The organism is Bacillus luti, from assembly GCF_009739945.1.
Classification (GTDB): domain Bacteria; phylum Bacillota; class Bacilli; order Bacillales; family Bacillaceae_G; genus Bacillus_A; species Bacillus_A luti.
Genome location: NZ_CP040336.1, coordinates 2,724,347 through 2,750,914, shown reverse-complemented (window position 1 = coordinate 2,750,914; position 26,568 = coordinate 2,724,347). Strand labels below are relative to the sequence as shown.

22 protein-coding genes and 1 pseudogene are annotated in these 26,568 nt (G+C 33.3%); 20 read left to right on the top strand and 3 right to left on the bottom strand.

Features of this window, described 5'->3' with window-relative positions:
- Positions 1-61: 61 nt before the first annotated feature.
- Entirely contained in the window at positions 62-1,531 is a 1,470-nt protein-coding gene (gene pepD / locus EUC40_RS14070) for a beta-Ala-His dipeptidase (protein ID WP_156575725.1), read from the top strand.
- Between the two features lie 906 nt (positions 1,532-2,437).
- Here pepD and EUC40_RS14065 read toward each other — a convergent pair.
- Complete coding sequence (locus EUC40_RS14065; RefSeq protein WP_156575724.1) at positions 2,438-2,908, bottom strand: DUF5065 family protein; 471 nt, start codon at positions 2,906-2,908, stop codon at positions 2,438-2,440.
- Positions 2,909-3,363: 455 nt separating this feature from the next.
- Between EUC40_RS14065 and EUC40_RS14060 the strand changes: the two genes are divergently transcribed.
- Positions 3,364-4,023, top strand: a complete 660-nt coding sequence (locus tag EUC40_RS14060; protein ID WP_156575723.1) for a CatB-related O-acetyltransferase — start codon at positions 3,364-3,366, stop codon at positions 4,021-4,023.
- 326 nt (positions 4,024-4,349) lie between these two features.
- Positions 4,350-5,663, top strand: coding sequence for a D-alanyl-D-alanine carboxypeptidase family protein (locus tag EUC40_RS14055; RefSeq protein ID WP_280115220.1), 1,314 nt, complete (start codon positions 4,350-4,352; stop codon positions 5,661-5,663).
- A gap of 155 nt (positions 5,664-5,818) precedes the next feature.
- Here EUC40_RS14055 and EUC40_RS14050 read toward each other — a convergent pair whose 3' ends face one another.
- The gene (locus EUC40_RS14050; protein ID WP_244322162.1) at positions 5,819-6,538 is read right to left on the bottom strand and encodes a CPBP family intramembrane glutamic endopeptidase; all 720 of its coding nucleotides are present in this window, start codon (positions 6,536-6,538) and stop codon (positions 5,819-5,821) included.
- A 247-nt stretch (positions 6,539-6,785) separates the two neighbouring features.
- On the opposite strand from EUC40_RS14050, the pseudogene EUC40_RS14045 reads away from it, so the two are divergent.
- The 5 genes and pseudogenes from EUC40_RS14045 to EUC40_RS14025 all read left to right on the top strand — a co-directional run.
- Positions 6,786-7,012: pseudogene (locus EUC40_RS14045) on the top strand (acyltransferase family protein); the annotation flags it as partial.
- 236 nt (positions 7,013-7,248) lie between these two features.
- Entirely contained in the window at positions 7,249-7,869 is a 621-nt protein-coding gene (locus EUC40_RS14040; RefSeq protein ID WP_156576945.1) for an SGNH/GDSL hydrolase family protein, read from the top strand.
- Between the two features lie 448 nt (positions 7,870-8,317).
- On the top strand, positions 8,318-10,285 hold the full coding sequence (locus EUC40_RS14035; protein ID WP_156575721.1) for a penicillin-binding transpeptidase domain-containing protein: 1,968 nt from the start codon (positions 8,318-8,320) through the stop codon (positions 10,283-10,285).
- Between the two features lie 453 nt (positions 10,286-10,738).
- Positions 10,739-11,272, top strand: a complete 534-nt coding sequence (locus EUC40_RS14030) for an RNA polymerase sigma factor (RefSeq protein ID WP_071712210.1) — start codon at positions 10,739-10,741, stop codon at positions 11,270-11,272.
- Positions 11,262-12,089, top strand: coding sequence for an SH3 domain-containing protein (locus EUC40_RS14025; RefSeq protein ID WP_156575720.1), 828 nt, complete (start codon positions 11,262-11,264; stop codon positions 12,087-12,089). The genes EUC40_RS14030 and EUC40_RS14025 overlap by 11 nt, the downstream gene beginning before the upstream one ends.
- A gap of 14 nt (positions 12,090-12,103) precedes the next feature.
- Here the strand turns inward: EUC40_RS14025 and EUC40_RS14020 are convergent, their stop codons facing one another.
- A complete protein-coding gene (locus EUC40_RS14020; RefSeq protein WP_156575719.1) occupies positions 12,104-13,867 on the bottom strand; it encodes a peptidoglycan D,D-transpeptidase FtsI family protein in 1,764 nt (587 codons plus the stop codon).
- Between the two features lie 382 nt (positions 13,868-14,249).
- Here EUC40_RS14020 and EUC40_RS14015 point away from each other — a divergent pair, with 382 nt between their 5' ends.
- The 12 genes from EUC40_RS14015 to mvaB all read left to right on the top strand — a co-directional run bounded on the left by EUC40_RS14015 (position 14,250) and on the right by mvaB (position 26,565).
- Positions 14,250-16,382, top strand: a complete 2,133-nt coding sequence (locus EUC40_RS14015) for a peptidoglycan D,D-transpeptidase FtsI family protein (RefSeq protein ID WP_156575718.1) — start codon at positions 14,250-14,252, stop codon at positions 16,380-16,382.
- Between the two features lie 231 nt (positions 16,383-16,613).
- The gene (gene bla / locus EUC40_RS14010; protein ID WP_482763965.1) at positions 16,614-17,540 is read left to right on the top strand and encodes a class A beta-lactamase Bla1; all 927 of its coding nucleotides are present in this window, start codon (positions 16,614-16,616) and stop codon (positions 17,538-17,540) included.
- 250 nt (positions 17,541-17,790) lie between these two features.
- Positions 17,791-18,633: a metallophosphoesterase gene (locus EUC40_RS14005; protein ID WP_156575716.1), complete on the top strand. Its 843-nt coding sequence runs from the start codon at positions 17,791-17,793 to the stop codon at positions 18,631-18,633.
- 212 nt (positions 18,634-18,845) lie between these two features.
- Positions 18,846-19,097 (top strand): hypothetical protein, encoded by a 252-nt coding sequence (locus EUC40_RS14000; protein WP_000548621.1) that lies wholly within the window; start codon positions 18,846-18,848, stop codon positions 19,095-19,097.
- A gap of 186 nt (positions 19,098-19,283) precedes the next feature.
- On the top strand, positions 19,284-20,009 hold the full coding sequence (locus EUC40_RS13995) for an ABC transporter ATP-binding protein (protein ID WP_156575715.1): 726 nt from the start codon (positions 19,284-19,286) through the stop codon (positions 20,007-20,009).
- On the top strand, positions 20,006-21,025 hold the full coding sequence (locus EUC40_RS13990) for an ABC transporter permease (protein ID WP_156575714.1): 1,020 nt from the start codon (positions 20,006-20,008) through the stop codon (positions 21,023-21,025). The genes EUC40_RS13995 and EUC40_RS13990 overlap by 4 nt, the downstream gene beginning before the upstream one ends.
- 23 nt (positions 21,026-21,048) lie before the next feature.
- Positions 21,049-21,702 (top strand): TetR/AcrR family transcriptional regulator, encoded by a 654-nt coding sequence (locus tag EUC40_RS13985; protein WP_071712204.1) that lies wholly within the window; start codon positions 21,049-21,051, stop codon positions 21,700-21,702.
- 4 nt (positions 21,703-21,706) lie between these two features.
- Positions 21,707-22,675: a YbgA family protein gene (locus EUC40_RS13980; protein ID WP_156575713.1), complete on the top strand. Its 969-nt coding sequence runs from the start codon at positions 21,707-21,709 to the stop codon at positions 22,673-22,675.
- 216 nt (positions 22,676-22,891) lie between these two features.
- Entirely contained in the window at positions 22,892-24,037 is a 1,146-nt protein-coding gene (locus EUC40_RS13975; protein ID WP_000397267.1) for an acyl-CoA dehydrogenase, read from the top strand.
- 15 nt (positions 24,038-24,052) lie between these two features.
- Positions 24,053-25,390: an acetyl-CoA carboxylase biotin carboxylase subunit gene (locus tag EUC40_RS13970; RefSeq protein WP_156575712.1), complete on the top strand. Its 1,338-nt coding sequence runs from the start codon at positions 24,053-24,055 to the stop codon at positions 25,388-25,390.
- Positions 25,391-25,416: 26 nt separating this feature from the next.
- Positions 25,417-25,632: an acetyl-CoA carboxylase biotin carboxyl carrier protein subunit gene (locus EUC40_RS13965; RefSeq protein ID WP_001985297.1), complete on the top strand. Its 216-nt coding sequence runs from the start codon at positions 25,417-25,419 to the stop codon at positions 25,630-25,632.
- 21 nt (positions 25,633-25,653) lie between these two features.
- On the top strand, positions 25,654-26,565 hold the full coding sequence (gene mvaB, locus EUC40_RS13960; RefSeq protein WP_156575711.1) for a hydroxymethylglutaryl-CoA lyase: 912 nt from the start codon (positions 25,654-25,656) through the stop codon (positions 26,563-26,565).
- Positions 26,566-26,568: the final 3 nt, after the last annotated feature.

The window sequence follows — 26,568 nt, the reverse complement described above, 5'->3', positions numbered from 1 at the left end:
AATCATGGTATAATGATAAAAGACTTACATATTATTTTGTCATTTTGAGAGGAGCTTAAAAATGTATTCTACTTTAGAACAATTAACAAAGCACCCTGTATTTTATCATTTTGCAGAAATTTCAAAGATTCCTAGAGGATCTGGTAATGAAAAAGAAATTAGTGATTACTTAGTAAATTTTGCGAAAGAGCGCAGCTTAGAAGTTATTCAAGATGAAGCATTAAATGTCATCATTAAAAAAGAAGCAACTGCTGGCTATGAAAATGTACCAGCTATAATCATTCAGGGGCATATGGATATGGTATGCGAAAAAAACCAAGCAACGGTACATGATTTTGAAAAAGATCCAATTGAATTACGAATTATTGGAGACATGTTATATGCGAATCAAACAACTTTAGGTGCTGATAATGGTATTGCAGTTGCATATGCATTAGCTTTATTAGACTCAAAAGATATTCCGCATCCAGCACTTGAAGTTGTTATAACTACTGAAGAAGAAACAACAATGGGCGGAGCTTTTGCAGTTGATGCAAATAACTTTGACGGAAAGATTTTTATTAATATTGATTCTGAAGAAGACCATAAATTACTTGTAAGTAGTGCAGGCGGTGCAAAGGCAGTTGAAACAATTCCTGTAATTTGGGAAGAAGCACCGGTAAATATGGATACATATCGTCTATATGTTGGCGGACTTAAAGGCGGACATTCTGGCATGGAGATTGATAAACAACGCGGGAATGCGAACAAAGTATTAGGACGTGTTTTACGTGATTTATCAGTCAATATTCACTTTAATATAAGTGAAGTTCACGGCGGATTAAAAACGAATGCAATTCCGCGTGAAAGTGTAGCTACACTTTTATTACGTCAAGAAGATTTGGAGCAAGTAGAAGAAAAACTAGAGTCATGGACACGAGTATTACAAGAAGAAATGCGTGCTGTTGATCCAGATGTTCATGTTACACTTACAAAATTGGATGATAAAGTAGAAAAAGTATTTGCTAAAGAAACACAAAAGCAGCTTATTTCATCAATATTCTTAACTCCAAATGGCATTCAAAGCATGAGCATGGATATTAAAGGTCTTGTAGAAAGTTCAACAAATTTAGGTGTTATTGAAACGTTGCAAGATGAAATTAAATTACGTAACGAAGTGAGAAGTTCTGTAAGTAGTTTAAAACAACATGTTGCAGAGGAAATTAAATATATTGCCGAATTAGTTGGTGCTACATTTGAAATAGAGTCAGAGTATCCAGAATGGCCATACAATCCGAATTCACAAATTCGTAATTTGTTTGAAAAAGTGCATCAAGAAAAATACAATAAAGATATTGAAATTTTCGCTGTACATGCTGGAATTGAATGTAGCGCATTCGTTCAAAAAATGCCTGAATTAGATGCGATTTCATTCGGACCAGATATATTCAATGTTCACACTCCAGATGAACATATCAGTATCTCTTCTGTAGTGAATAACTGGGGATTTTTCGTTGATGTAATGAAGGGTACGAAAGAATTAGCTAAGTAATAATGAAAGTAGCCTATATAATTTTATAGGCTACTTTTTTGCATTGAATTTTATCCCGCATTAACGGGCAGTAAGACCTCCACCTCAAAATTCGGCGAAAGCAAAGAAGTTAGGGTGGGGATCAACTGCCCGTAAAAGCCCGATTGGTTCAACTAATAATCAGTGGGGAGTGAACAAAACTCCCACTGATTTAAGTTCCACTTTATGAGAACTATGGATGTTAATTTTCATTATGAGTTTTTTAGTTGATAGTTTTGTTCTTATTTCTAGAAGGAATTGTACCAAAGATTGCTCCAGATATTGCTCCGATTAAAGTCATAAAAATTGCACTCCATGCTGCAAATGACATTATTTCACCTCCAAATAATAAATTATTGTTTCTTAATCCCTTTAATAGAAATGATGATTGCAACAACTACTAAGAAAATAAGAGGAGACCAAGAATAGAAAGACATGTAGCATTCCCCCTTCAATATCCATTTAAGATATTTATATAAATTAATTATCACATGTTTTTAAATCTAACATATAGAATATGCAATATTGCATATTGAATTGTAGAACTTAAAGAGGTGGAAACAGTTGTTGAATAAAAATGATAATTTATCCCGCTTTAATGGGCAGTAAGACCCCCACCTCAAAATTCAGCGGAAGCAAAGAAGTTAGGTGGGGGTCGGGCTGCCCATAAAATTCCGATTGGTGAAGGCTAATAATCAGTGGGGGATGAAGAAAACCCCCACTGATTAAAGTTTCACTTTATATAGAAAGTAAGGTTTTTTTAACCCTTAAAAAGGGCAAACAATGAAAAAACTCCTCTATCTTATATAAGGTAGAGGAGCTTTTAAAATAGTTTTTATCTAATAACAATAGTATGCAATATATATTTACTGGTTAGATAAACGTAAATTATTTTGAGATTTTAAAGCTGCCCCCATAATAATAATTTTCTCCAAGTTTCATAACGGCTACGTATGTTCCTGGATTATAAACCGTAGTAATAGGTGTTACAAATCTACCATAATTATGTTTTAAACCTGAGTCATAAATGGTTTTATATCTATGCAAGTTTATTTCATCATTTTCATTTTCGCTTAATCTATATATTTTTACAATACCAGTATCTTTACCACCAGTATATATAGTAACATCGAATGTATCTCCATGTTTTAAGTCACCAACTGCCAATTCTTCTATAAAATCTGCATTATGGTGTAATAAAAAATAGCTTTGCCACCGCCAATTATCTAAAAATCGTGATTCTTTTTGTGTAAGTTGCGATTCAGCAGACACAGGTGGGAGCGTACCAATTGTATTCGAAAATAAAAATCCTCCAACAGTCAATGCACCAATAATTGTTGATTGCCTTAAAAGTTTCATGTTCTAAACCTCCTATTTACTTAAGGATTCAGAAATCGTTTTTGTGAAAAACTAGCTGTGAAATCTAATGGATGATAATATCTTCTATAATCATATTAACATTTATTGATTTATCAGACAAATCAATAAAAAATAAAACTATATCGAGGGAGTTAAGGCTAATTTAAGAAAGAAGTTAGATGTATAGCTAAGAAATCTGTATTATATGTAATTGGGATTTGCTATTTGAAAACTCGATGGTTTTAATGCTGAAATTTCAATTCATACTTTAAGTTTCAGTACATAATTTTACAATTTGACTTATGTAATTTATCACGTTATGATTTTTTTATTATAAAAGAAAGGCTTGAAGATAATGATTCGTCGTTTGAGAAAGCTAAAAAATGTCGCAGTCGTATTAAGCTTCTAAGTAAATTGCAAAAAATCTACAATACTTAGAAGCGAGGAATAAAGTTATGAAGCATCCATTATATAACCATTGGTCAGAAACGAAGTATTTAAAAGATATAGTAACAAATCCATTTATTGAAGTAGGTGAGTACTCCTATTATTCCGGATATTATGGTCATCAAAATTTTGAAGATGGCTGTGTAAGGTATTTGTGGGGCGATGCTAAATCCCGAGCGCTTTTCAATCCGATTGAACAGATGGGATGGCACCTTGATAAACTCATTATTGGGAACTATGTTTGTATTGCCAGTGGAGTAGTCATTTTAATGGGTGGTAATCATAATCATCACTCAGAATGGATTACAGTATATCCATTCGCTAAGCAAATTGAAAATTCATATGAACCGAAGGGCGATACAGTCATTAAAAGCGATGCTTGGATTGGGATGAATGCTATTATTATGCCTGGCGTTACAATCGGTGAAGGTGCAATCGTTGCAGCAGGATCTGTCGTATGTAAAGATGTTCCGCCGTATACAATAGTTGTTGGTAATCCTGCTAAAGAAATAAAGAAACGGTTCACTGATACGGAAATGAATATGCTAATGGAAATGCGTTGGTTTGATTGGGATAGAGAATTAGTTGAGAAGGCAATTCCTTTTTTATCTAGTTCATCTATTGAATTATTATATGATTTTTATAACAAGGAAGTAAAAAATAGATAAGTCTGTGAGGAAAACTACATTCTATATAGGATGTAGTTTTTTTATTTTTTGTAAATGTGGAACAAATGTATTGTTTAGATTGTCTATTAATTGTAATCCTAAAAAATATGAAAGTACGAATCATTTTAAAAAATACAAAGGTATTAAAAATAGGGACGTGTGTAGGAATACAAAGTATCAGTGCGCCTAAAAGTGTAGGATGAGATGGTCTATATGAAAGCGATTCTAACGTTTTATATGTATAGAATTTGATAAAACTGTCTATTTTATAGGGATTATGCAAGAATATCGTTTTTTTGAGTACAAAGATATTGGAGGTAAGAAAATTGGAAGGTATGTTTTACAAAAAAATCATTGTAATAGTAACAGTGCTTACACTATTTTGTAGCATAGTTGTTACATCTGGGAGCGCATCAGCGGAAACAGTTCCTGTTTTAGACGTAGAAGCAGGATCAGCAATTTTAGTAGAAGCAAATTCCGGAAAAATTTTATATGAAAAAAATGCGGATGAATCACTAGCAATTGCTAGTATGACAAAAATGATGAGTGAATACTTAGTTCATGAAGCGGTGGATAAAGGAAAACTTAAATGGGATCAAAAAGTTAAAATCTCTGAATATGCATATAAGATTTCACAGGATCGCTCATTATCAAACGTTCCATTAGAAAATGGTGGCTCTTATACAGTAAAAGAGTTATATGAGGCAATGGCAATTTACTCTGCAAACGGTGCAACAATTGCTTTAGTTGAAGAAATTGCTGGAAAAGAATCCGATTTCGTGAAAATGATGAATGATAAGTCAAAAGAGTTTGGAATGAAAAATTATAAATTTGTAAACTCTACTGGCTTAACAAACTATGATTTAAAAGGACATCATCCAGAAGGGACAACCCTAGACGAGAAAAATAAAATGTCCGCAAGAGATTGTGCAATTTTAGCACAACGTCTCGTTCGAGATTTTCCAAAAATGTTAGATACAGCAAAAATCCCAAAAAAAACATTCCAAAAGGGTGGCAAGTATCCAATTGATATGGTGAATTTTAACATGATGTTAAAAGGTTTAATTAAGCAATACGAAGGTGTAGATGGGTTGAAAACAGGGACTACTCCAGAAGCCGGTGATTGCTTCACTGGTACAGTAGAAAGAAACGGTATGCGTCTAATCTCTGTAGTAATAAAAGCAAACTCTCATACAGCACGTTTTGATGAAACAAAGAAATTATATGATTATGGATTTGCGAATTTTGAAATGAAGAATATCTACGGAAAAGATGCAGTAATAAAAGGGCATGAAACTTTGCGAGTTGCAAATGCGAAAGACAAAGATGTAGTAGTTCAAACGAAGCAAGCTATTTCCCTTCCAATGCCGAAGGGCAACAAAGACGTTTATAAAAAAGAATTTAAAGTATCGAATAAAGAACAAGAAGCGCCTATTAAAAAAGGTGTAACAATAAGTAAAATGATTATCTTACCTAAAGATAGTACAGATCCTGGGTTTTTATCAGGTAAATCATTACAAATAGACCTTGTAACAAAAACTGATGTAGAACAAGCAAATTGGTTTACACGTTTTATGCGCCAAATTGGATCTTTCTTTAGCGGTATATGGGATAGTGCGGTTGATATAGTAAAAGGCTAAGTTTATAGGATAAAACTAAATATTAATTTAAAAAAAGAGCTTCGAAGTTTTATAAATTCTTATTAGAAAAACTATTAAGGATACTGTTTTTTAGTATCAATACGAGATTCAACATAAAAAGGAGCTATCATGCTCCTTTTTATTTGAGTTTTGAATTATTTTTGTGTAGAAGCTATTGATTTTGTTTGAGTTTTACAAATATAAAACTTAATGAATAAATAAGTAAAGAGTGGCACGGCTATGTTGGGTAATAAAAAATGAAATAAGGAAGGAATTCCTACGAGCTGGACATAGTCAAATCCTTTTACAGAGATAAAAAGCTGATCTCCCAATGGACCTTTTGAAAAAATTTGATTGAGTGTGAAGTTCCATCCTAAATGAAATCCAATGGGTAATAGCATTGATTTTGTTTTTTGAAAAGCATAAGCCCAGACAAGACCAGAGAATCCGGTTGCTAAAAAGATAAGAATCATTGGTATGAAACTTCCAAATAATCCATAAGAAAACCAGTGATAGATACCAAAACAAATAGCAGAAAAAGCAGCCCCTTTTTTTTCTCCAATTTTTTGCATTATTATATATAGTAATGCTCCTCTGAAAATAAGTTCCTCGAAGAGAACAGATTTTATATTCCACCAAAAAACTGTGAGAAAATTCATAAATGAATAGGTTGGATTGAGTTTCCAATATTGATGTGTAATCAAGAAATCTATACTTTGTACCAACGCGCATAACATACTTGTAAATAGGAATGCGAAAATAAATTGTTTGGTTCGTTTTTTTGTTGGCAGTAAACCTAATACTGAGAGAGATTGTTTTCCGAAGATTTGAAGTGCAATCCATGACAGTATGAATAATGCCACTATCCCTATCATACATACTCTCCTTTCTGGAAAATTGATTTTTATTCTTAAAAGATTAATGAAATAGAGACATTCATTATTTGAGACTCCCATTGATTAAAGACGAGTAAAAAATCAAATTATGTTAAACCCAAAAAATATCAAGATTTATTATATCATTAATTTATGCAAGATCTGTATGAGTATTGCCATAGATTCTACAAATGAATGGCCGATTATTATATAAACTAAATTTCCTGTTCTTGTGTCTAATAAGGGGCAAACAAATTATTGGGGATATTTAATTAAGAGATTTGTAAGAATCTATATTCCTTATTATTTTTGGATAATCGTTACCTTTGTTTTATTTATTTTATTTTCGTCGTATGAAGTGGTAGGACTACGGGATTGGTTCTAGGATAGTGGCAAGGGTCTATAACGAAATTAGATATTCTAAACCACTTTGTGCATTGCAATGACACTACTTTTTTTATAGTTTCGTATCATTTCATCGAAAAGAAATGTATCAACTGGGCAAAACAAAGAACAACACATTTTTTGAAAAAAGTATAATACCTATAGGGATTTTATTTCTTTAGTAAACGAATATGACCGATTCCTGAGTATATTTGGAATCGGTCAATTTTGGATTCTAAATGTAAACATACTAAAATGGAATGTAAATGAAATCGAAAAACACATAGAAATAACAATTACGTAGAGAGCTATTGTATAGTATAGATATGGATAATAATAAAGGGGGAGTACATATGTGGAAGCGATTTGTAGCGATTGGTGATAGTTTTACAGAGGGGATAGGGGATGAAGTAGAGGGAATTGCATTAAAAAGCTGGGTAGATCATTTTGTTCAACTGTGTGTAAACGATATAGAATATGTTAATTTTGCAAAGCGTGGGTTAGTAACTAAAGAAATTCGCTTGCAGCAATTGGAAAAAGCATTAACTTTTAAACCAGATTTGGTTAGTCTAATTGCAGGTGCAAACGATGTATTAAAAGGACGTTGGAATCATCAAGCATATAAGAACGAAATGGAATTTATGATAGATAAATTAAGTAAAACAGATGCTGATATTATTATAGCAAACCTTCCAGATTTTACAGTGAGGCTTCCTTTTTCTTCTGAAAAAAAACAAGTAATACAAGAACAATTATTAGAGGCAAATGATGTTATACGTTCACTGAGTAGAGAATATAAGCTTCATCATATCGACTTTTGGAATCATCAGTTAGTTAATGACAATACGCTTTGGTCTACTGATTTAATTCATCCAAACTCAAAAGGCTATGTAAAAGTTGCTGAATTGATTTTTAATAGTTTGCCTGTACATGACTCTTCTAAATAAACTTTAGAATGAGCTAAACCCCTGTCGCATATAGCGCAGGGGTTTTTGATGCGAAAAGAAATATATAGGGTGCCTATAAATTTTTAAGTTATTCTTTTTATTGTTTATATTTTTGATATTTTCTGTTGCAGAGCCCTTAGTATAAGGGTTCTTTTTTGTATCAAATATCTGCAAAAAAGATACGATCGGAAAACTCGAACTAAAAAGTATTTTAAATAAAATTGTTAAAACAAAACTAGTAATGATGGTCATTGCTAAATAGATATACTTCTTTTGTTTGTAAGAATCTTAAAATCTTCCGCTTCAAATGAAACTTAAACATAAACAAAATTCTTTTATAAATGTGGAACAATTTCATTACTTATACTGTCTATTAAGAGTTAGAACATTTTTTGTTTAATATATCAAAAAAGGAATAAATATTTTTTAACTAAGGGAGAAGATTGAATTGAAAAAAATATGGATGCTACTTTTCTTTTGTTTTGTAGTTATGTTGGTAGGATGTAATAAAAACGAACCGCCAAAACAAGCATTTGAAGAATATATCAATTTATGGAATGATAAAAAATTTGCAAATATGTATGATCATTTATCAGAACATGCTAAAAAAACGATTTCTAAAAAGGAATTCACAGAGAAATATCAAAAAATCTATGAGGGTATTGGAGTTAAGAATTTAAAAGTTAAAACGAAAGGAGAGAATACGAACGATAAAGGGCTTTTTCTTTTTGAAGTTAAGATGGATACGGATGGAGGAACAGCTTCATTTATCCATGAAGCAAAACTTGTGAAAGATAAAGATACTTGGAAAATAGATTGGACACCAGATTTCATTTTTCCAGGTATGAAAAATGATTACAAAGTACGTATGCAAACAGAACATGGAAAACGTGGAGAAATATATGATCGAAATGGGAAAGGTCTTGCAACGAATGGTAAAGCGACTGAGGTTGGAATTATTCCGGAGAAACTAGGCGAAACGGCGGCGCAAACAAAAGAAATAGTAGCACAGTTACTGGATATGTCTATAGAAGAGGTCGATCAGAAGCTTACAGCGAAATGGATAAAACCAGACTCTTTTGTACCAATTGGTATTTTAAAAGAGGGAGCTAGACAGAATGATTATATAGAATTAGAAGGAGTATCATCTCACCCAGTAAATATTCGTACGTATCCATTAGGAGAAGCAGCGGCACATTTAACTGGATATATAGGAAAGGTGAATGCAGAAGAGTTAAAATCACTTCAAAAAAGAGGTTACCAAGCAGATGATTTAATAGGTAAGACAGGTTTAGAGAAAGTACTGGAGAATAAATTGCGTGGTGAAAAGGGAGGGCGCGTATTTATAGAAGATGAGAATGGGAAAGAAATTAAAAATGTAGCAAAAAAAGAAGCAAAAGCAGGAGAAAATGTTACGTTAACAATTGATGCTGCAATTCAAGAAAAGATCTATAATGAGATGAAAAATGAAGCAGGCTCTAGTGCAGCGGTCAATCCTAAAACAGGTGAAACAATCGCGCTTGTAAGTAGCCCTGCTTATAATCCAAATATAATAGTTAGAGGAGCATCAAAAGCCCAACGAGAAGCATGGAATAACGACTCGAAACTACCAATGATGAATCGCTTCACACAAGCATTCGTACCAGGTTCTGTATTTAAAACGATTACAGGTGCAATTGGTTTGGAAACAAATACAATAAATCCTAAGGAAGAATTTAAAATTCAAGGATTAAAGTGGACAAAAGATTCATCTTGGGGAAATTATTATGTAACACGTGTGAAGGATGCAAGTCCAATTGATTTTGATAAGGCAATGAAGTACTCTGATAATATTTATTTTGCTCAACAAGCTTTGAAAATGGGGAAAGATCAGTATGTAAATGAATTTAAGAAATACGGATTTCATGAAAAATTACCAATCGAATACGAATTTCCTATTTCAATCATTGCAAAAGATGGGATAAAAAATGATATTCAACTAGCAGACACGGGATACGGGCAAGGACAAGTATTAATGACACCACTTCATTTAGCACTAACATATGCACCGATTGTGAATGAAGGGAATATTCCGTCGCCTCATCTTTTAAAAGAATCGAAAGTTACGGGGAATTGGAAAGAAAATGTGATTTCTAAAAAGAATCAAGACATATTAAAGAGTGCATTAATAAAAGTCATTAATGACCCTGATGGCGCTGGTAGAATTGCTAAGGTTGATGGTGTAACTCTTGCTGGTAAAACAGGTACAGCAGAATTGAAAGAATCGAAAGAGGCAGACGGAAAAGAACTGGGATGGTTTGCGGCTTTTGATGCAAATGAGCCAGACATGATTGTAACCATGATGATTGAAGATGTAAAAGGAAGAGGAGGGAGCAATGTTCCAAGCGAAAAAGTGAAACATGTTTTTCAGAAATAATACCTTATTATAAGTTGAAATCTTCTAGTAAATTCACTATAGGTTTGCTTAACTCAAAGGTATAAATTGCGTGAAATATAGAACAATTATATTTTAAAAAAGCATTCTTGTTAATCGAGAATGCTTTTTTACTATGGCTACAGAGAGTTGATAAATCATCTTTATTTTCATTTTTGAAAGGTTGACGTCTCCGAGAAAAAAGGTGATAAAAGTGGAGTGTTGCGTGAAATTCACAAATAATAATCAGATTTTTATGAGTGTATTTTTAACATCGTATGCTTTACTTGTTTTTTAGGATCCTGTCATTGCACACCTTTACATTCTCAAGAGGATTTTTCTATCAAAAAAAGATAAACAATGGAACAAATGAAACTTGTATCTTGTCTATATATTGAAACCATAATAAAAGTGAGGGCAGTTTTATATTTATTCAAATAAGTTTGAGGTGTGGAAATGGAACAGACGTTTATTGAAAAGTGTAATCATGATGAGCTGGACTATATTATAAAAGACTATTGGCAAGATGTATGGAATTATTCATTTATTATTACGAAAGATCCACACTTATCGGATGATATCACGCAAGATGTATTTATAAAGGTATTTAAAAATTGGAATTCATTTCGAAAGGAGTCATCTATTAAAACGTGGATATTAAAAATTACAAGAAATACGGCAATAAACTATTTGAAATCCTCCTATTTTAAAAGGATTTCTTTAATAGGATTTTTTAGTGACGATAAGCAATCCCAGTCGGCAGAACAAGAATTTTTTAAGCAAGAAGAAATGAATGATGTGTGGAAAGTTGTATTAAAACTACCTAAAAAGCACCGTGAAATAATAATATTGGACGCAAAATATGAATTATCTTATGAAGAAATGGCTGAAACACTAGGAGTATCCATTGGAACTGTGAAATCTAGATTAAGTAGAGCAAGAAGTAAGGTTTCAAAATTAATAGAGGAGGGTAGTAGTGATGAACAATAAACAAAATCCTGACTGGTATAGAAAATTAAAAAAAGGCCCAATGGAACACCGTAAAGATGAAGAAGAATATATTTATAAAATAAAGAAATCTATATATCAAAGTAATGAGGTAGATTCTCCAAAACAGACAAGATCATTTCGTAAAAAGGCATTGCCAATTGTAGTGGTTTTAGCTTGTACATTTTTATTTTTTATTGTTCAACAACCTTGGCTTGATGATAATAAATCACCGGTACAAAGTAGTACTCAAATTAAGCCTAAAACAAAAGACGAGTCTGCTCAAGATCCAACATTAAAACAATTTATGAACGATTTATATCAAAGTACAAATGCAAAAAATGAAAATGACTTGTATAGAGCGTTAAATGATGAAGTTTTATTTAAAGGGAAGAGTTATAAGAAGGATGAATTGAAGTTTGATGAAGATATTTTTCATGAGTTGCAAGTCGCTCTTACAATGGGGGGAGAGTTTGCAAATGATACAAAACAAGTATATAAAGTACCAAGTGGATTGACAGAAAGTAACGAACCGAAGCAAGCCCATTTTATATATGCAACTGTCACTGGAAATAAAACAAAAATTTTAGCTGAACCAAAGCGAGAATCACAAGTTTTATATGAAGTATCTAATGAAATGGTAAAGGCTTGGATTCCAGAAAAAGTGCAGAATGATGGATATATAAAAATATCGACAATTAACGGTAATACTGGATATGTACAAAAAGAGTATGTTTTAACTGATATTAAATATTCATTTATGTTTGAAAAGAATAATGAAGGTGTGTGGAAAATTATAAATATAGATTCTATATGGTAAAAGAGGAAGGTTCATTAAAATGAACCTTCCTCTTTGTTTTTATTTTCTTTTTGAAGAGTATTCCAGGACTCTAAAATTTCTGATGTAACGAGAGCAGCGATGTTTTTTTCTGAATTACTACCAGGAATAACGACAGAAACGGCAATCTGTGGATCTTTGGTAGGAGCATATGCAATGAAAAGAGAATGATTTATCATTCTTTCTTGCTCATTCGGAAAACCTGTAATACCTGTTTTACCTGCGACGTCAAAGGGCAGCTTTTTAATTTCCTCTATATTTTGACTCATTCCACCTTGTACGACACGCCAAAAGTTCATTGGGTAACGATTTGAACTTTCTAAAATTGGTTTAAACTTTTTTGTTTCCTTACCATCTTGACCAATAATAGCACTTACGATTTGAGGTTTATATTTATCACCTTTACTTGCCAAAGTTGCTGCATATTGAGCAAGTTGAAGAGGAGTATGCACTTCATTTCCTCCCCAAGAGGCATTTAATAAAGCGGAGATTCCATTTTCAAACTTATTAGAGGGATGGAATTCATATTGTCCGTCTTCTTCAAAGGGTAAATCAATCCCGGTTTTAGAACGTAGGCCAAATTGCATTAAATAATCTGTCCATATATTTGCCACTTTTTCTATATTGCCATTATTTTGGTTGAATAAAGGCAAAGCTACTTTTGCTGTCATAAATGTGTTAGATGAATTAATGATAGCCTGCCGTGGTGTAATCTCACCTGTTGGTGTTCCAGGTGCATTCGTAATGTTATTTTGATTATCGTACTGAAAAGTACCCTTATCTAAATAAGTATCTTCAGGCTGAAAAAGCTTTTCATTTAATCCAATTAAAATAGTAAGTGGCTTTATAGTAGAAGCCATATTTACATAAGATTCACCATACTTTAATTTTTGAATTGTTTTATTTTGCGAAAGTGATTTTATGTTATCTATTTTAGGTGATACATGTGTATTTAATATATTTGGATCAAAAACTGCCGAGTTGGCCATAGTTAAAATTGCGCCAGTTTTTGCATCGCTCACCACAGCATAACCAGCCTTAGCATCAGGTGTTTTCTTAATTTGAGATCTTAATGCTTCCTCTGTTTTTTGCTGCAACTCAGAGTCTAAAGCTAGCCGGACATCTTTTCCTTTTTGAACTTTTTGAATGTTCCATAAGAACTTTTTATTATTCAATTTAAAAATAAGAGTTTTACCTGTTTTTCCTTTTAAATCATTTTCATATTGCAACTCAATCCCGCTTTTTCCAACAGCTATATGTTTTGAATTAAGATCATGTTCTATATACCCAATTATCTGTGAACCAATTTCGTGTTTAGGATAATATCGAATCCATTCATCGTTAATTATTACATTATTCGGTTTGTTTTTGTTTATGAATGCAAGTTCATTCTCAGTTATATCAGAGTATAACGGTATATCATTCATAGTCTGTTTTTTACAAGAATGTTGTAATTGAGATTTTATGTTCTCTGTAGAAATATCATGTTGAAACTCGCTTGAAAATTGATTGAAAAAAGCTAATGTGTTTGCTGTATCTTGTTTCGATAGCTTGTCATCATTAGAAGTGCAATATAGAGACTTAACTTTCTTATTTGTAGCTAGTATTACACCATTTTGATCAAGTATTTCTCCTCTTTCAGCTGAAGAAGTTTCGATAGTTATTGAAACGAAATGGCTTTTTAATAAAATTATTAAAATCACACCCACAATAGAAAGAACCGCTATAAATCTCCATTTTTTTATTTTTGTATGTAACATAAAACCCTCCCTTTTTAGCCTATTCCATATTATAGTTAATTATTTTTTTTGTAAATGTGGAACAACTTTCTTATTTAGGTTGTCTATTAAGTATTACAGCATGAAGAAAGGAATAATCCGTATGAAAATTTACTAGCAAGTCTATGTGTAAGTTTAATAAGAGTCATTATACAGTTTAGCATTTCTAATACAAGCCACAAAAAAATAGAGAGAAAATAGGGAGGGAGAGTTATGAATTACGTAGCTAAACGAAAAGGAATGGAAGCTTACAAGGAGTAAGCAAAAAATTGAGACGATATTTATAACCGGTCATCGGTATCTAATATATAAGGAATGCTTTTAGTATTTGTAGCAATTCCGGAAAGGATTAAATGGAGGATTTATGAAAGAACAAAAAGGAAAGAAGCAGAAGACATATATATCAATTCGATTAAATATAATGTTCCTTTGCATATTTTTACTATTCGCAGCTATTATTATGCAGCTAGGGAAAGTACAAATCGTTGAGGGAGAGGCTTATAAGAACCAAGTAGAAAGCAGTCAAAATGCAATAACTAGTATTCCAGTTCCACGTGGACAAATTTTAGATCGAGAAGGGAAAACAGTCGTTAATAATAAATCTCTTCGAACGATTACGTATACAAGGGTAAAGGGGATTACGAGTGAAGATATTTTAAAAACAGCAAAAGACTTGGCGGAAATGCTTGAAATGCCTGAGCAAGATATAAATAAGTTAACTGAAATTGATAAAAAGGATTTCTGGATGCAGTTGAATCCGAAACGTGCGGAGACAAAGATTACTAAAAAAGATATAGAAAAGTTTAAGGAAAAGGGAATAGAGGGAAAAGAGTTAGATAAAAAAATAGAAGACTTAAGACGAGGCCGCGTTACAGAAGTAGAATTGGCAGAATTAACAGCACAAGATTTAAAGGTGTTAGCTATTAAAAGTAAAATGAGTTCAGGTTATCAACTAACGCCACAAATTATTAAAAAAGATGTAACAGATGAAGAGTATGCGCGTATAAGTGAAAACCTTGCGAATTTTCCAGGAGTAGATGCGACGGTTGATTGGGAACGTAATTATGTAAACGGTAATTTGTTTCGTTCCGTATTAGGAAATATTACGAGTAGTGAAGAAGGATTACCGAAAGAAAACTTAGATTCTTATTTGGTGCGTGGATATAACCGGAATGATCGTGTAGGAAAAAGTTATATTGAACAACGATATGAAGATGTATTACACGGTACAAAAGAAGAAGTGAAAAACATTACTGATAAATCAGGAAACATTATAAACACAGAAATAATCTCTAAAGGGAAAAGTGGTAATAGTTTAACATTAACGATTGATATGGAATTACAAAAGAAAGTAGAAGAAAGTATAGAGAAAAACTTGAGAGCTTTTAAGAGTTCAGAGCCACTGTTAGACCGAGCTTTTGTCGTCATGACGAATCCCAATAACGGACAGATTTTATCTATGGCAGGCAAAAGGATTGTAGAAAAAGAAGGGAAAATAGAGATTGAGGATTTGGCATTAGGTAACATGACAACTTCGTATGAGCTAGGGTCAGCTGTAAAAGGTGCTACTTTATTAACTGGATATGAGACAGGGGCAATACAGCCAGGAGATCAATTTTATGATGCACCGATGAAATTTAAAGGTACGCAAGCTAAGAAATCATGGAATGTATCCGGATTTGGTAATATTAATGATTTACGAGCTTTACAAGTATCTTCGAATGTATACATGTTCCAGACGGCTTTGAAAATTGCGGGAGTTAATTACGTACCAAATGGTTCGTTGGATATTAAACAAGAAGCATTTGATACGATGCGCTATTATTTTAAACAATTTGGATTAGGCGTGCCAACAGGTATTGATTTACCGAATGAAATAATTGGACAAACTAGAAAAGTAGATAGTCAACCTGGCTTTTTACTAGACTTTTCTATCGGTCAGTATGATACGTATACGCCGTTGCAATTGGCACAATATATTTCAACGATTGCCAACGGCGGTTATAGAATGCAACCTCAAATTGTACAAGAAATAAGAGAACAATCAATAAAAGAAGAGGTTGGTAAAGTTATACGCTCTATAGAGCCTGTCGTATTAAATCGAGTTGATATGAAGACAGAACATATTGATCGGATAAAAGAAGGGTTTAGATGGGTATTCCAAGAAGGTGATGGAACTGGCGTGAAGTATTTCAAAAACGCTTCATACAAACCAGCAGGAAAGACAGGGACAGCTCAAACTGTATATGGTGGAGATGATCCAATTGGTAGAAATGCAAAAGGAGAACGTATGGAATGTTACAACTTAACGTTAGTTGGATATGCTCCATATGATAATCCAGAAGTAGCGTTTTCTATAGTAGTCCCATGGCTTCATGATGATAAAAATGGAATTAATTCTATAATTGGGAAGGAAGTTTTAGATGTATACTTTGATTTAAAACAGCAACGTATACATGGTGAAGCTGCTAGTATAGATAGTTCTAATCAAAATTAGTAAAATTTGAGTACTTTTCTCAGGGGAAGAGCCCCTATTTATATAGAGGTAATTATAAGTAAAGAGATGAGATGTGAAATAAGAGATAGTGACGATCATAGTCGCTATCTCTTATTTAGTTAATAACTCTCATACTAGTTATAAAGTTTTTTAAGTTTATGGAACAAACTTGTTTTGGTGATTGTCTATTATGTGTACGTATAAATAGGTGTTAAGAATTTGAAAGGAATGATGATTTTGAAAAACAAGAAGATGCTAAAAATAGGTATATGCGTTGGTATATTAGGTTTAAGTCTAACAAGCCTAGAAGCTTTTAAAGGAGGGGCATTGCAAGTTGAAGCGAAAGAAAAGCTAAGGCAAGTGAAACATAAAAATCAGGCGACGCATAAAGAGTTCTCTCAACTTGAGAAAAAATATGATGCTCGATTAGGTGTATATGCGATTGATACTGGTACAAATCAAACAATCTCTTATCGACCTAACGAAAGATTTGCCTTCGCATCAACCTATAAGGCGTTAGCGGCAGGAGTATTACTACAGCAAAACGCAATGGATAAATTAAATGAAGTCATTAAATTTACGAAAGAAGACTTAGTGGAATATTCACCTGTTACAAAGAGACATGTAGATACCGGAATGACACTAGGAGAAATTGCTGAGGCTGCTGTTCGTTACAGTGATAATACTGCAGGGAACATTTTATTCCATAAAATAGGCGGACCGAAAGGATATGAAGAAGCGTTAAGACAGATGGGGGATCGGATTACTATGTCTGATCGTTTTGAAACAGAATTAAACGAGGCTATTCCAGGTGACATTCGTGACACTAGTACAGCGAAAGCAATTGCTACGAATCTTAAAGCTTTTACGGTCGGAAATGCGCTTCCGGTTCATAAGCGTAACATTCTTACAGAGTGGATGAAAGGGAATGCTACAGGAGACAAACTTATTCGTGCAGGCGTGCCAACTGATTGGATAGTTGGGGATAAATCAGGAGCAGGAAGTTATGGGACACGAAATGACATTGCTATCGTTTGGCCACCAAATAGAGAACCAATTATTATCGCAATTTTATCCAGTAAAGATGAGAAAGAGGCTACCTATGATAATCAACTAATTGAAGAGGCAGCTGAAGTTGTAGTCAATGCTATTAGATAATAATCTCTTAGTGATCTTATTTCTTTACCAGATGTTATTGAATGTATAAAATTGGAAAACGATTCTTTTTCGTATGAAAAGAATCGTTTTTGTATTCTTATTATAAAAAAAGTAAAAATATGAAACATATATTACGTATTTCATCTGAAATTTCATGTACTGCATTTTATTAACTTAAACAATTTCAAAAATGTATAATAAAATTCAGTTAACATAAAATAAGCGTTTTATGAAAATAAAAGGAGAGAATATGAAGAGAAATATTAATAGAATCATATTGTTTATTGGCATATTAGTAGCTTTTATTACTTTTTTATATTTACAGAACAATTTAATAGGTATAACTGAGGTTAAAATAACCTCTAGTAAAATACCCTCCTCTTTTAAAGGGTATAAAATTCTACAAATTTCAGATTTACACAATAAACAATTTGGCGATAAGCAAGATGTGTTAATTCAAAAAATTGAAAGCATAGACCCAGATATTATTGCGATTACGGGTGATTTAATTGACAGTAAATCATACGATGCAGAAGTTAGTATGCAATTAATACGAGAAATTGTAAAGAAGTATCCTGTATATTTTGTGACAGGAAACCATGAACAATGGTCTGGAAAGTATAACCGTTTAGAAAAAGAGTTGAAGAAATATGATGTCAATGTTTTAAGGAATGAACATGTAGGCATTCGAAAGGGTGAGCAAGAAATAAACTTGCTAGGTATTGATGATCCGGAGTTTGTAACTGGAAACCGTGATGAAGGAAATATTGTAAAAGATGCAATTTTAAAAGCGAAATTTGAAATGCCTCCAAATACATTTGATGTATTACTATCCCATAGGCCTGAATTTTTGACAGAATACGCTGATGAGCAACTAGATTTAGTATTATCGGGTCATGCTCATGGAGGGCAAGTTAGATTGTCATTTATTGGCGGGTTAGTTGCTCCGAATCAAGGGGTATTCCCTACATATACAGCTGGTTTATATGAAAAACAAAATACGTCTATGGTAGTAAGTAGAGGATTAGGTAATAGTATCATTCCGCAAAGAATTTTTAATAGGCCGGAACTTGTAGTCGTACAGTTAAATTGAACTGTACGACTTTTTATGTGAAAAAGGAAAAGGTGCTTTTATATTTTGTACAAGTTAACATTACAATTTTGTTAAAAATTTTCTACGTTACATAAAGTAACAAAATTTGACCTGAAGAATTTGTTATAGTGTAAATAATTAAAAAACTTAAAAATTAGTCGAGTGAAAAGTGTGATAAGTAATCTATGTAAAAAACTTAAAGGGGTGTACACATGCACAAAGAATATGAAATTGAAGAGTATACGGCGATTGAGGAACAAATACATTATTATTGTAAATGTTTATTAGTAAGTCATCCTGATCAAATAATAAAGTATTTAGAAAAAAGGTTAGAAAAATATGCGGAAACATTACAATATGCACATTTATATCCCGACACAGTGATTTTACCGTTACAGCAATTAGTTATCGAATATTCTTTAGACGTTGCTAGAATTAGGAAGTATATGAATTTAAAAACATAAAGAAAAATATATAGTTTAAATGAAACAGAGTCGACTTTAAGAAAAGATATTCTAATGTCGACTCTGTTTCATTGTTTAAAATTGTTGATTGAAAATGAATATTAATCAATAAAGTTTGACATATAATTACGCAAGAATAAAATAAAAGTGAGTACTCACTCATTTCGTTAAAAAGGGGGATTTTGAATGCAACAATCTTCAATTATTTTGCAAGGTGTATCCAAAAGTTTTGGGAAAAAAGAAGTTCTGCATAACATTTCGTTGCAAGTAGAAAAAGCAGAGATTTTTGGTTTGGTTGGTCCTTCCGGTTCAGGTAAAACGACGCTAATTAAAATGATTGCAGGTATTAATGAGGCAACCAAAGGCGAGGTACTGGTTTTCAATACAAACATGCCAAAGTTAAGTGAGATGAAAAGAATTGGTTATATGGCACAAGCTGATGCATTATACGAAGAACTGTCAGCATATGAAAATGCAGATTTTATTGCAACAATGTATGGTTTAAAAGGTAAGCGTAAGAAAGAGCGGATTAATGAAGTTTTTGAGCTTGTACAATTATCAGAGCATTTGAAAAAACAAGTACAACATTTTTCAGGTGGCATGAAAAAGCGTTTATCATTAGCGATAGCACTCCTTCATGAACCGGAAATATTAATTTTAGATGAGCCAACAGTGGGGATAGATCCGCTTCTTAGAAAAACGATTTGGGAAAAGTTTTATGATCTTAAGAAGAAAGGTACAACAATTATTGTGACGACGCACATTATGGATGAAGCTGAATTTTGTGAACGACTAGGGTTGATTAGAGAAGGGAACTTAGTTGCGGTTGGAACACCTGAAGAATTGAAAAAACGTGTATCATCAGGACGAATTGAAGATGTCTTTTTGTTGGAAGAGGTGGCTCAATCATGAGAGTTACAGGTGTAATCATTCGTATTATTCGCCAATTTTTTCGAGATAAGCGTTCGTTAGCTATGATGTTTGGGGCACCAATGTTATTACTTTGGTTATTATCTCTCGTATTTACACAAAAAGATTATATACCACATATCGCTGTAGTGGATGTACCAGCTCCAATAGTAAAAGCAATGAAAAATCAAGAAGCATCAATTTATGAATATGAAAAAGAAAAGGCATATTCTGAATTAGAAAAACAAAAAGTGGATGCAGTGATACACTTAGAAAATGGAAAAATGAAACTATTATTAGAAGGCAGTGATTCATCCAAAAATCGTGCTGTACTTCAAGTATTGCAAAAGAGTGCAGAAAAGAATGATGTGTCAGTTATGAAGCCAGAAGTAAATTATTTACATGGATCTAAAGACTTTACGATGTTTGATGGGCTCGGACCTGTATTAATCGGTTTCTTTACATTTTTCTTTGTATTCATTTTGTCAGGGGTTTCTTTCGTAAGAGAACGTTTGAGTGGTACATTAGAAAGATTATTGTCTACTCCGGTAAGAAGATGGGAAATAGTTGCAGGATATATTATTGGTTTTGGAATCTTTGCATTTATACAATCTATTATTATCGTAAGTTTCTCTGTCTATATTTTAGACTTGTATGTAGCTGGCTCCATATGGCTAACGCTCCTTATTACATGTATGTTATCACTAACTGCACTAACATTAGGAACGTTTTTATCAGCATACGCAAATAATGAATTTCAAATGATCCAGTTTATACCGCTGGTCATTGTGCCACAAATTTTCTTTTCTGGGTTATTTCCAATTGAATCTATGAATAAGTGGCTCCAAATGTTAGGGAAATTATTTCCACTCACATATGGCGCTGACGCAATGAGACAAGTGATGATTCGAAATCAAGGATTTACAGAGATTGCATTAGATTTAACTGTATTACTACTTTTTTCTCTATTATTTGCAGTAGGAAATGTATTGGCATTAAAGAAACATCGCAAAATATAATGATGAAAAAAGGAGTTATATAAATGGAGAAAGATTGGCTTGAAGAACTAGTTGCTGCAACAAATACAGATAAACGAAATGAACGTCAAATGCGTATTTTAGAAGCAGCCGTTGATATGTTTGGAGAAAAAGGATATGCTTCAACTTCAACAAGCGAAATTGCAAAGCGTGCTGGTGTAGCGGAAGGAACGATCTTCCGCTACTATAAAACGAAAAAAGATTTATTGTTAGCAGTCGTCATGCCAACTTTAACAAAGTTTGCAGCACCATTTTTCGTACAAGCCTTTGCAAAAGAAATATTTAAATCAGAGTATGAATCGTATGAAGGACTTTTAAAAGTTGTAATTCATAATCGATTTGAATTTGCGAAAAAGCATTTCCCAATGATAAAAATATTAATTCAAGAAGTACCATTTCAGCCAGAGTTAAAAAGTGAAATACAACAATTAATAGAAACAGAACTCTTTTCACATTTTAAAAAGTTAATTGTAAAGTTTCAAGAAAAAGGTGAAATTATTGAGATGCCACCATCTTCCGTATTACGCCTTACTCTATCGGCGGTATTAGGATTACTCTTAACCCGATTTTTGTTATTGCCTGAAGAAAAATGGGATGATGAAGTGGAAATTGAAAATACGATTCAATTTATTTTGTATGGATTAACGCCACGGAGGTAATGTGATGCGCCAATTTGCTAAACCGAAAATTGTTGTAAGTAAATGTTTAGAATTTGATGCGTGTCGTTATAATGCAGAGATGATTCCAGATGTAACAATACGAAATTTGCAGCCGTTTGTTACATTTATCCCAGTTTGTCCAGAAGTAGAAATTGGTTTAGGAATTCCTCGAGAAACGATACGAATGGTAGAAGAAAATGGAATAAAAAGGCTTGTGCAACCGTCGACACGGGAAGATGTAACTGGAAAAATGGAGAAATTTTCAAAGGACTTTTTACAAACAACATCCGATGTGGATGGTTTTATTTTAAAGAATCGCTCGCCAAGTTGTGGTACGCGTGATGTGAAAATTTATGCTGGTTTTGAAAAAGCACCAGCAAAAGGAAAGGGATCTGGTTTATTTGGCGGAGCGGTACTAAAAAATTTTTCGCATCTTCCAATTGAAGAAGAAGGTAGATTGTCGAATTTTATTATTAGAGAACATTTCTTTACAAGGTTATTTACAATCGCATATTACAAAATGATTAAACATAATAAAAATATGAAAGAGCTCGTATCGTTTCAGTCAGATAATAAATATTTATTTATGGCATATAATCAGGTAAAACAAAAGGAATTAGGGCGTATTATTGCAAATCACAAAAATGAAAAGATTGAAGCGGTATTTGATAAGTATGAGAAGAGTTTATATGAATTGTTTATACGCACACCCCGCTATACATCGAATGTAAATGTATGTGAGCATATTTTTGGATATTTTAAAACGAGGCTGAAAAAACAAGAAAAAGATCATTTTTTCGATTTGATACAAAAGTATATAGAAAAGAAAGTCCCACTTAGTAGTTTACTTGCAATTTTAAAATCATGGGCCCTTCGATTTGATGAAAAGTATTTATTAAGACAAACATACTTCGAACCATACCCTGAAGCTTTAGTAGAGATTTCCGATTCGGGAAAAGGTAGAGATTATTAAACAATAAATTACATAATTCGACACAAAAACTCCTATGTTGTTGTAGAACAATGTAGGAATTTTTTTGTGCATTAGTACAGAATCTGTTTTAAAATTAAGTTATGACAGAATTATAACAATTATCTAACTAATATTTTTGTCTTTTAAGTAGCAATGTTTGTAGTAGAAACTCGCACGCTGTCGAAACTCAATATTCGATAAGGGGTGTGTAGCGGAATGGAATTTACTCTAACTCGCGAAAAACAAATGATTAAAGAAATGGTACGTGACTTTGCTGAAAAGGAAATCGCACCGAAAGCTGTGTATTATGACAAAACTGCAGAGTTTCCATATGAAACATTTCAAAAAATGGGCGAACTAGGATTATTAGGCATCCCATTCCCAGAAGAGTATGGAGGTTCAGGTGGCGATACAGTATCGTACGCGTTAGCAGTTGAAGAAATTGGACGCGCTTGTGGTGGTACAGGCTTAAGCTATGCTGCAACAATTTCATTAGGTGCTTCTCCAATTTATTATTTCGGTACAGAAGAACAAAAACAAAAGTATTTAGTTCCAATGGCGTCAGGTAAAACATTAGGTGCTTTCGGATTAACGGAGCCAAATGCAGGATCTGATGCAGGGGGCACACAAACGAAAGCGATTTTAGATGGCGATGAATATGTAATTAGTGGTGAAAAGTGTTGGATTACAAATGCAGAGTATGCAAATACGATTATTGTAACCGCTATCAATGGTGTTGAAGATAATGGTAGAAAACGCATTTCGGCATTTATCGTACCAACTACTAGTGAAGGATTAACGATCTCTAGTCCTTACGATAAGATGGGTGTTCGCGCTTCTAATACTTGTGAAATCGTACTTGATGGTGTTCGTGTACCGAAAGAAAATATTCTTGGTGATGTAAATAAAGGATTTAAACAATTCTTATATACACTTGATGGTGGACGTATTTCAATTGCTGCATTAGCTGTTGGTATTGCACAATCTGCATTTGAACGTGCTCTGCAATATGCGAAAGAACGTCAGCAATTCGGAAAAACAATTTCTAATTTCCAAGCGATTCAATTTAAATTAGCTGATATGGCGACTGAAGTAGAGCTAGCGCGTAATTTAGTACATAAAGCAGCTTGGTTAAAAGATAATGATAAACCTTTCGGTAAAGAAGCGGCAATGGCAAAACTATTTGCATCTGAAGCAGCAAGCCGCATTGCGAATCAAGCAGTACAAATTCATGGTGGGTATGGCTATATGCGTGAGTATGAAGTGGAGCGACATATTCGTGATGCAAAACTATTAGAAATTGGTGAAGGAACTTCTGAAATTCAACGTCTCGTAATTGCAAGACATTTAGGATGTAGATAAAAGGGAGGAATCACTATGTTTCAAAAAATATTAATTGCGAATCGCGGGGAGATTGCTGTTCGTATTATGAAAACTTGTCAAAAACTTGGCATTCGTACCGTTGCTATTTATTCTGAGGCAGATGAAAATGCCCTACATGTAAAAATGGCAAACGAAGCTTACTTAGTAGGTGGGCCTCGTGTACAAGAGAGCTATTTAAACCTTGAAAAAATTATAGAAATAGCTAAGAAGACAAATGCTGAAGCAATCCATCCGGGATACGGATTATTATCAGAGAATCCATCTTTTCCGATTCGCTGTAAAGAAGAGGGCATCGTCTTTATCGGTCCTTCAGAAGAAATCATTACGAAGATGGGAAGTAAAATTGAGTCACGTTTAGCAATGCAAGCAGCAGATGTACCAGTAGTTCCAGGAATTACTACAAATATTGAAACTGCTGAAGAAGCAATAGAAATTGCAAAACAAATTGGTTATCCATTAATGCTTAAGGCATCCGCAGGCGGCGGAGGCATTGGAATGCAGTTGATGGAAACTGAGCAAACGCTCACCAAAGCGTTTGAAAGTAACAAAACAAGAGCACAAAACTTCTTCGGTAACGGAGAAATGTATTTAGAGCGCTATATAGCAGATGCACACCATATTGAAATTCAGCTTTTAGCAGACACGCATGGTAACACTGTGTATTTATGGGAGCGTGAATGCTCCGTGCAGCGCCGAAATCAAAAAGTAATTGAAGAAGCACCTTCACCATTTTTAGATGAAGGTACACGAAAAGCAATGGGAGAAATTGCTGTACAAGCTGCTAAAGCACTTGGTTATACAAATGCAGGTACAGTTGAGTTTCTTGTAGATGATCAAAAGAACTTCTATTTCTTAGAAATGAATACGCGATTACAAGTAGAACATCCAGTTACGGAAGAAATTACTGGATTAGACCTTGTAGAACAACAGCTTCTTATTGCAAGTGGTGAAAAGTTATCATTTACACAGGATGATGTAAAGCGTACTGGTCATGCCATTGAAGCTCGTATTTATGCAGAAGATCCAAAAACATTCTTCCCATCACCTGGGAAAATTACAGCTTTAACATTACCGTCAAATGTACGTATCGATCACTTCTTAGAGAATCATGTAACAATTACACCTTTCTATGATCCAATGATTGCAAAGGTTATTGCTCATGGTGAGACTCGTGAAGAAGCAATTTCGAAATTACATGATGCTTTAGAAGAATTAAAAGTAGAAGGTATTAAAACGAACACGCCAATGTTATTGCAAGTATTAGAAGACGAAGTGTTCAAAGAGGGTATTTATACAACAGGTTTTGTAACGAAACAACTTGTTAAAAAATAAGATTTAACAATACTAAGGGGGAAGAAATGATGACGAAAGTATATGCATCGATGGCAGGAAACGTTTGGAAGATTGTTGTAGGAGTAGGAGATACAGTAGAGGAAGAGCAGGATGTCGTCATTTTGGAATCTATGAAAATGGAAATTCCAATCGTTTCAGAAGAAGCTGGCACAGTTATGAAAATTAATGTGCAAGAAGGCGATTTTGTAAATGAAGGAGATGTATTACTAGAAATTGAATAGGGAGATATAGGGGGAAGCGAATTGAAACTACCTAATTTTGCTGTCATTAAAGAAGTCGGGCCACGTGATGGCTTACAAAATGAAAAAAAGATTGTTGGCACAAAAGATAAAGTAAAATGGATTCAACTACTTACAGAGGCTGGATTATCGTACGTTGAAGTTTCCTCATTCGTTCACCCTAAGTGGGTTCCTGCATTAGCAGATGCAAATGATGTGTTTTCTGAGCTGAAAAGGGATCCAAATGTTACATATGCAGCGCTTGTTCCAAATCAAAATGGTTTGGAACGAGCTTTTTTGCAAAATGTAGATGAGGTGAATGTTTTTTTATCAGCAAGTGAATCTCACAATAAAAGTAATATTAATAAATCAATTAAAGAAGCATTAGTTGTAATTGAAGATATAACAAAACAGGCATTATTCGAAGGGAAAAAGGTAAGAGGCTATGTTTCTACTGTATTTGGATGTCCTTATGAAGGGGATATAAGTGTCGCAGCAGTTGACGAATTATGTAATCAACTATTTTCATACGGCATTTATGAAGTATCTCTTGGTGATACGATCGGTGTAGCGAATCCTTTACAAGTAGAGGGAGTATTAGAGCATTTATTAAAGAAATATGATGCTTCGCAGTTTGCAATGCATTTTCATAATACGTACGGTATGGCTTTAGCAAATGTAGTTAAGTCGTTAGAATATGGTATTACAACGTTTGATAGTTCTTGTGGTGGACTTGGAGGATGTCCTTATGCACCGGGAGCATCGGGGAATGTTGCTACTGATGACCTAGTACATATGCTCCATAAGTTAGGTGTCCAAACAAATATAGATGAAGAAAAGTTATTGAGAGCTAGTCAATTTATTCAAAGTAAATTAAATATCCAATTACCAAGTCATGTATATAGAGCGCTTCAACATAAAACGATAAGTAGGTGAGAA

What these genes read in the sequence shown, in the direction of transcription:
- pepD (WP_156575725.1), top strand. Translation starts at nt 62, where the DNA reads ATGTATTCTACTTTAGAACAATTAACAAAGCACCCTGTATTTTATCAT.
- EUC40_RS14065 (WP_156575724.1), bottom strand. Translation starts at nt 2,908, where the DNA reads ATGAAACTTTTAAGGCAATCAACAATTATTGGTGCATTGACTGTTGGA.
- EUC40_RS14060 (WP_156575723.1), top strand. Translation starts at nt 3,364, where the DNA reads ATGAAGCATCCATTATATAACCATTGGTCAGAAACGAAGTATTTAAAA.
- EUC40_RS14050 (WP_244322162.1), bottom strand. Translation starts at nt 6,538, where the DNA reads ATGATAGGGATAGTGGCATTATTCATACTGTCATGGATTGCACTTCAA.
- EUC40_RS14040 (WP_156576945.1), top strand. Translation starts at nt 7,249, where the DNA reads ATGGATAATAATAAAGGGGGAGTACATATGTGGAAGCGATTTGTAGCG.
- EUC40_RS14030 (WP_071712210.1), top strand. Translation starts at nt 10,739, where the DNA reads ATGGAACAGACGTTTATTGAAAAGTGTAATCATGATGAGCTGGACTAT.
- EUC40_RS14025 (WP_156575720.1), top strand. Translation starts at nt 11,262, where the DNA reads ATGAACAATAAACAAAATCCTGACTGGTATAGAAAATTAAAAAAAGGC.
- EUC40_RS14020 (WP_156575719.1), bottom strand. Translation starts at nt 13,867, where the DNA reads ATGTTACATACAAAAATAAAAAAATGGAGATTTATAGCGGTTCTTTCT.
- EUC40_RS14015 (WP_156575718.1), top strand. Translation starts at nt 14,250, where the DNA reads ATGAAAGAACAAAAAGGAAAGAAGCAGAAGACATATATATCAATTCGA.
- bla (WP_482763965.1), top strand. Translation starts at nt 16,614, where the DNA reads ATGATTTTGAAAAACAAGAAGATGCTAAAAATAGGTATATGCGTTGGT.
- EUC40_RS14005 (WP_156575716.1), top strand. Translation starts at nt 17,791, where the DNA reads ATGAAGAGAAATATTAATAGAATCATATTGTTTATTGGCATATTAGTA.
- EUC40_RS14000 (WP_000548621.1), top strand. Translation starts at nt 18,846, where the DNA reads ATGCACAAAGAATATGAAATTGAAGAGTATACGGCGATTGAGGAACAA.
- EUC40_RS13995 (WP_156575715.1), top strand. Translation starts at nt 19,284, where the DNA reads ATGCAACAATCTTCAATTATTTTGCAAGGTGTATCCAAAAGTTTTGGG.
- EUC40_RS13990 (WP_156575714.1), top strand. Translation starts at nt 20,006, where the DNA reads ATGAGAGTTACAGGTGTAATCATTCGTATTATTCGCCAATTTTTTCGA.
- EUC40_RS13985 (WP_071712204.1), top strand. Translation starts at nt 21,049, where the DNA reads ATGGAGAAAGATTGGCTTGAAGAACTAGTTGCTGCAACAAATACAGAT.
- EUC40_RS13980 (WP_156575713.1), top strand. Translation starts at nt 21,707, where the DNA reads ATGCGCCAATTTGCTAAACCGAAAATTGTTGTAAGTAAATGTTTAGAA.
- EUC40_RS13975 (WP_000397267.1), top strand. Translation starts at nt 22,892, where the DNA reads ATGGAATTTACTCTAACTCGCGAAAAACAAATGATTAAAGAAATGGTA.
- EUC40_RS13970 (WP_156575712.1), top strand. Translation starts at nt 24,053, where the DNA reads ATGTTTCAAAAAATATTAATTGCGAATCGCGGGGAGATTGCTGTTCGT.
- EUC40_RS13965 (WP_001985297.1), top strand. Translation starts at nt 25,417, where the DNA reads ATGATGACGAAAGTATATGCATCGATGGCAGGAAACGTTTGGAAGATT.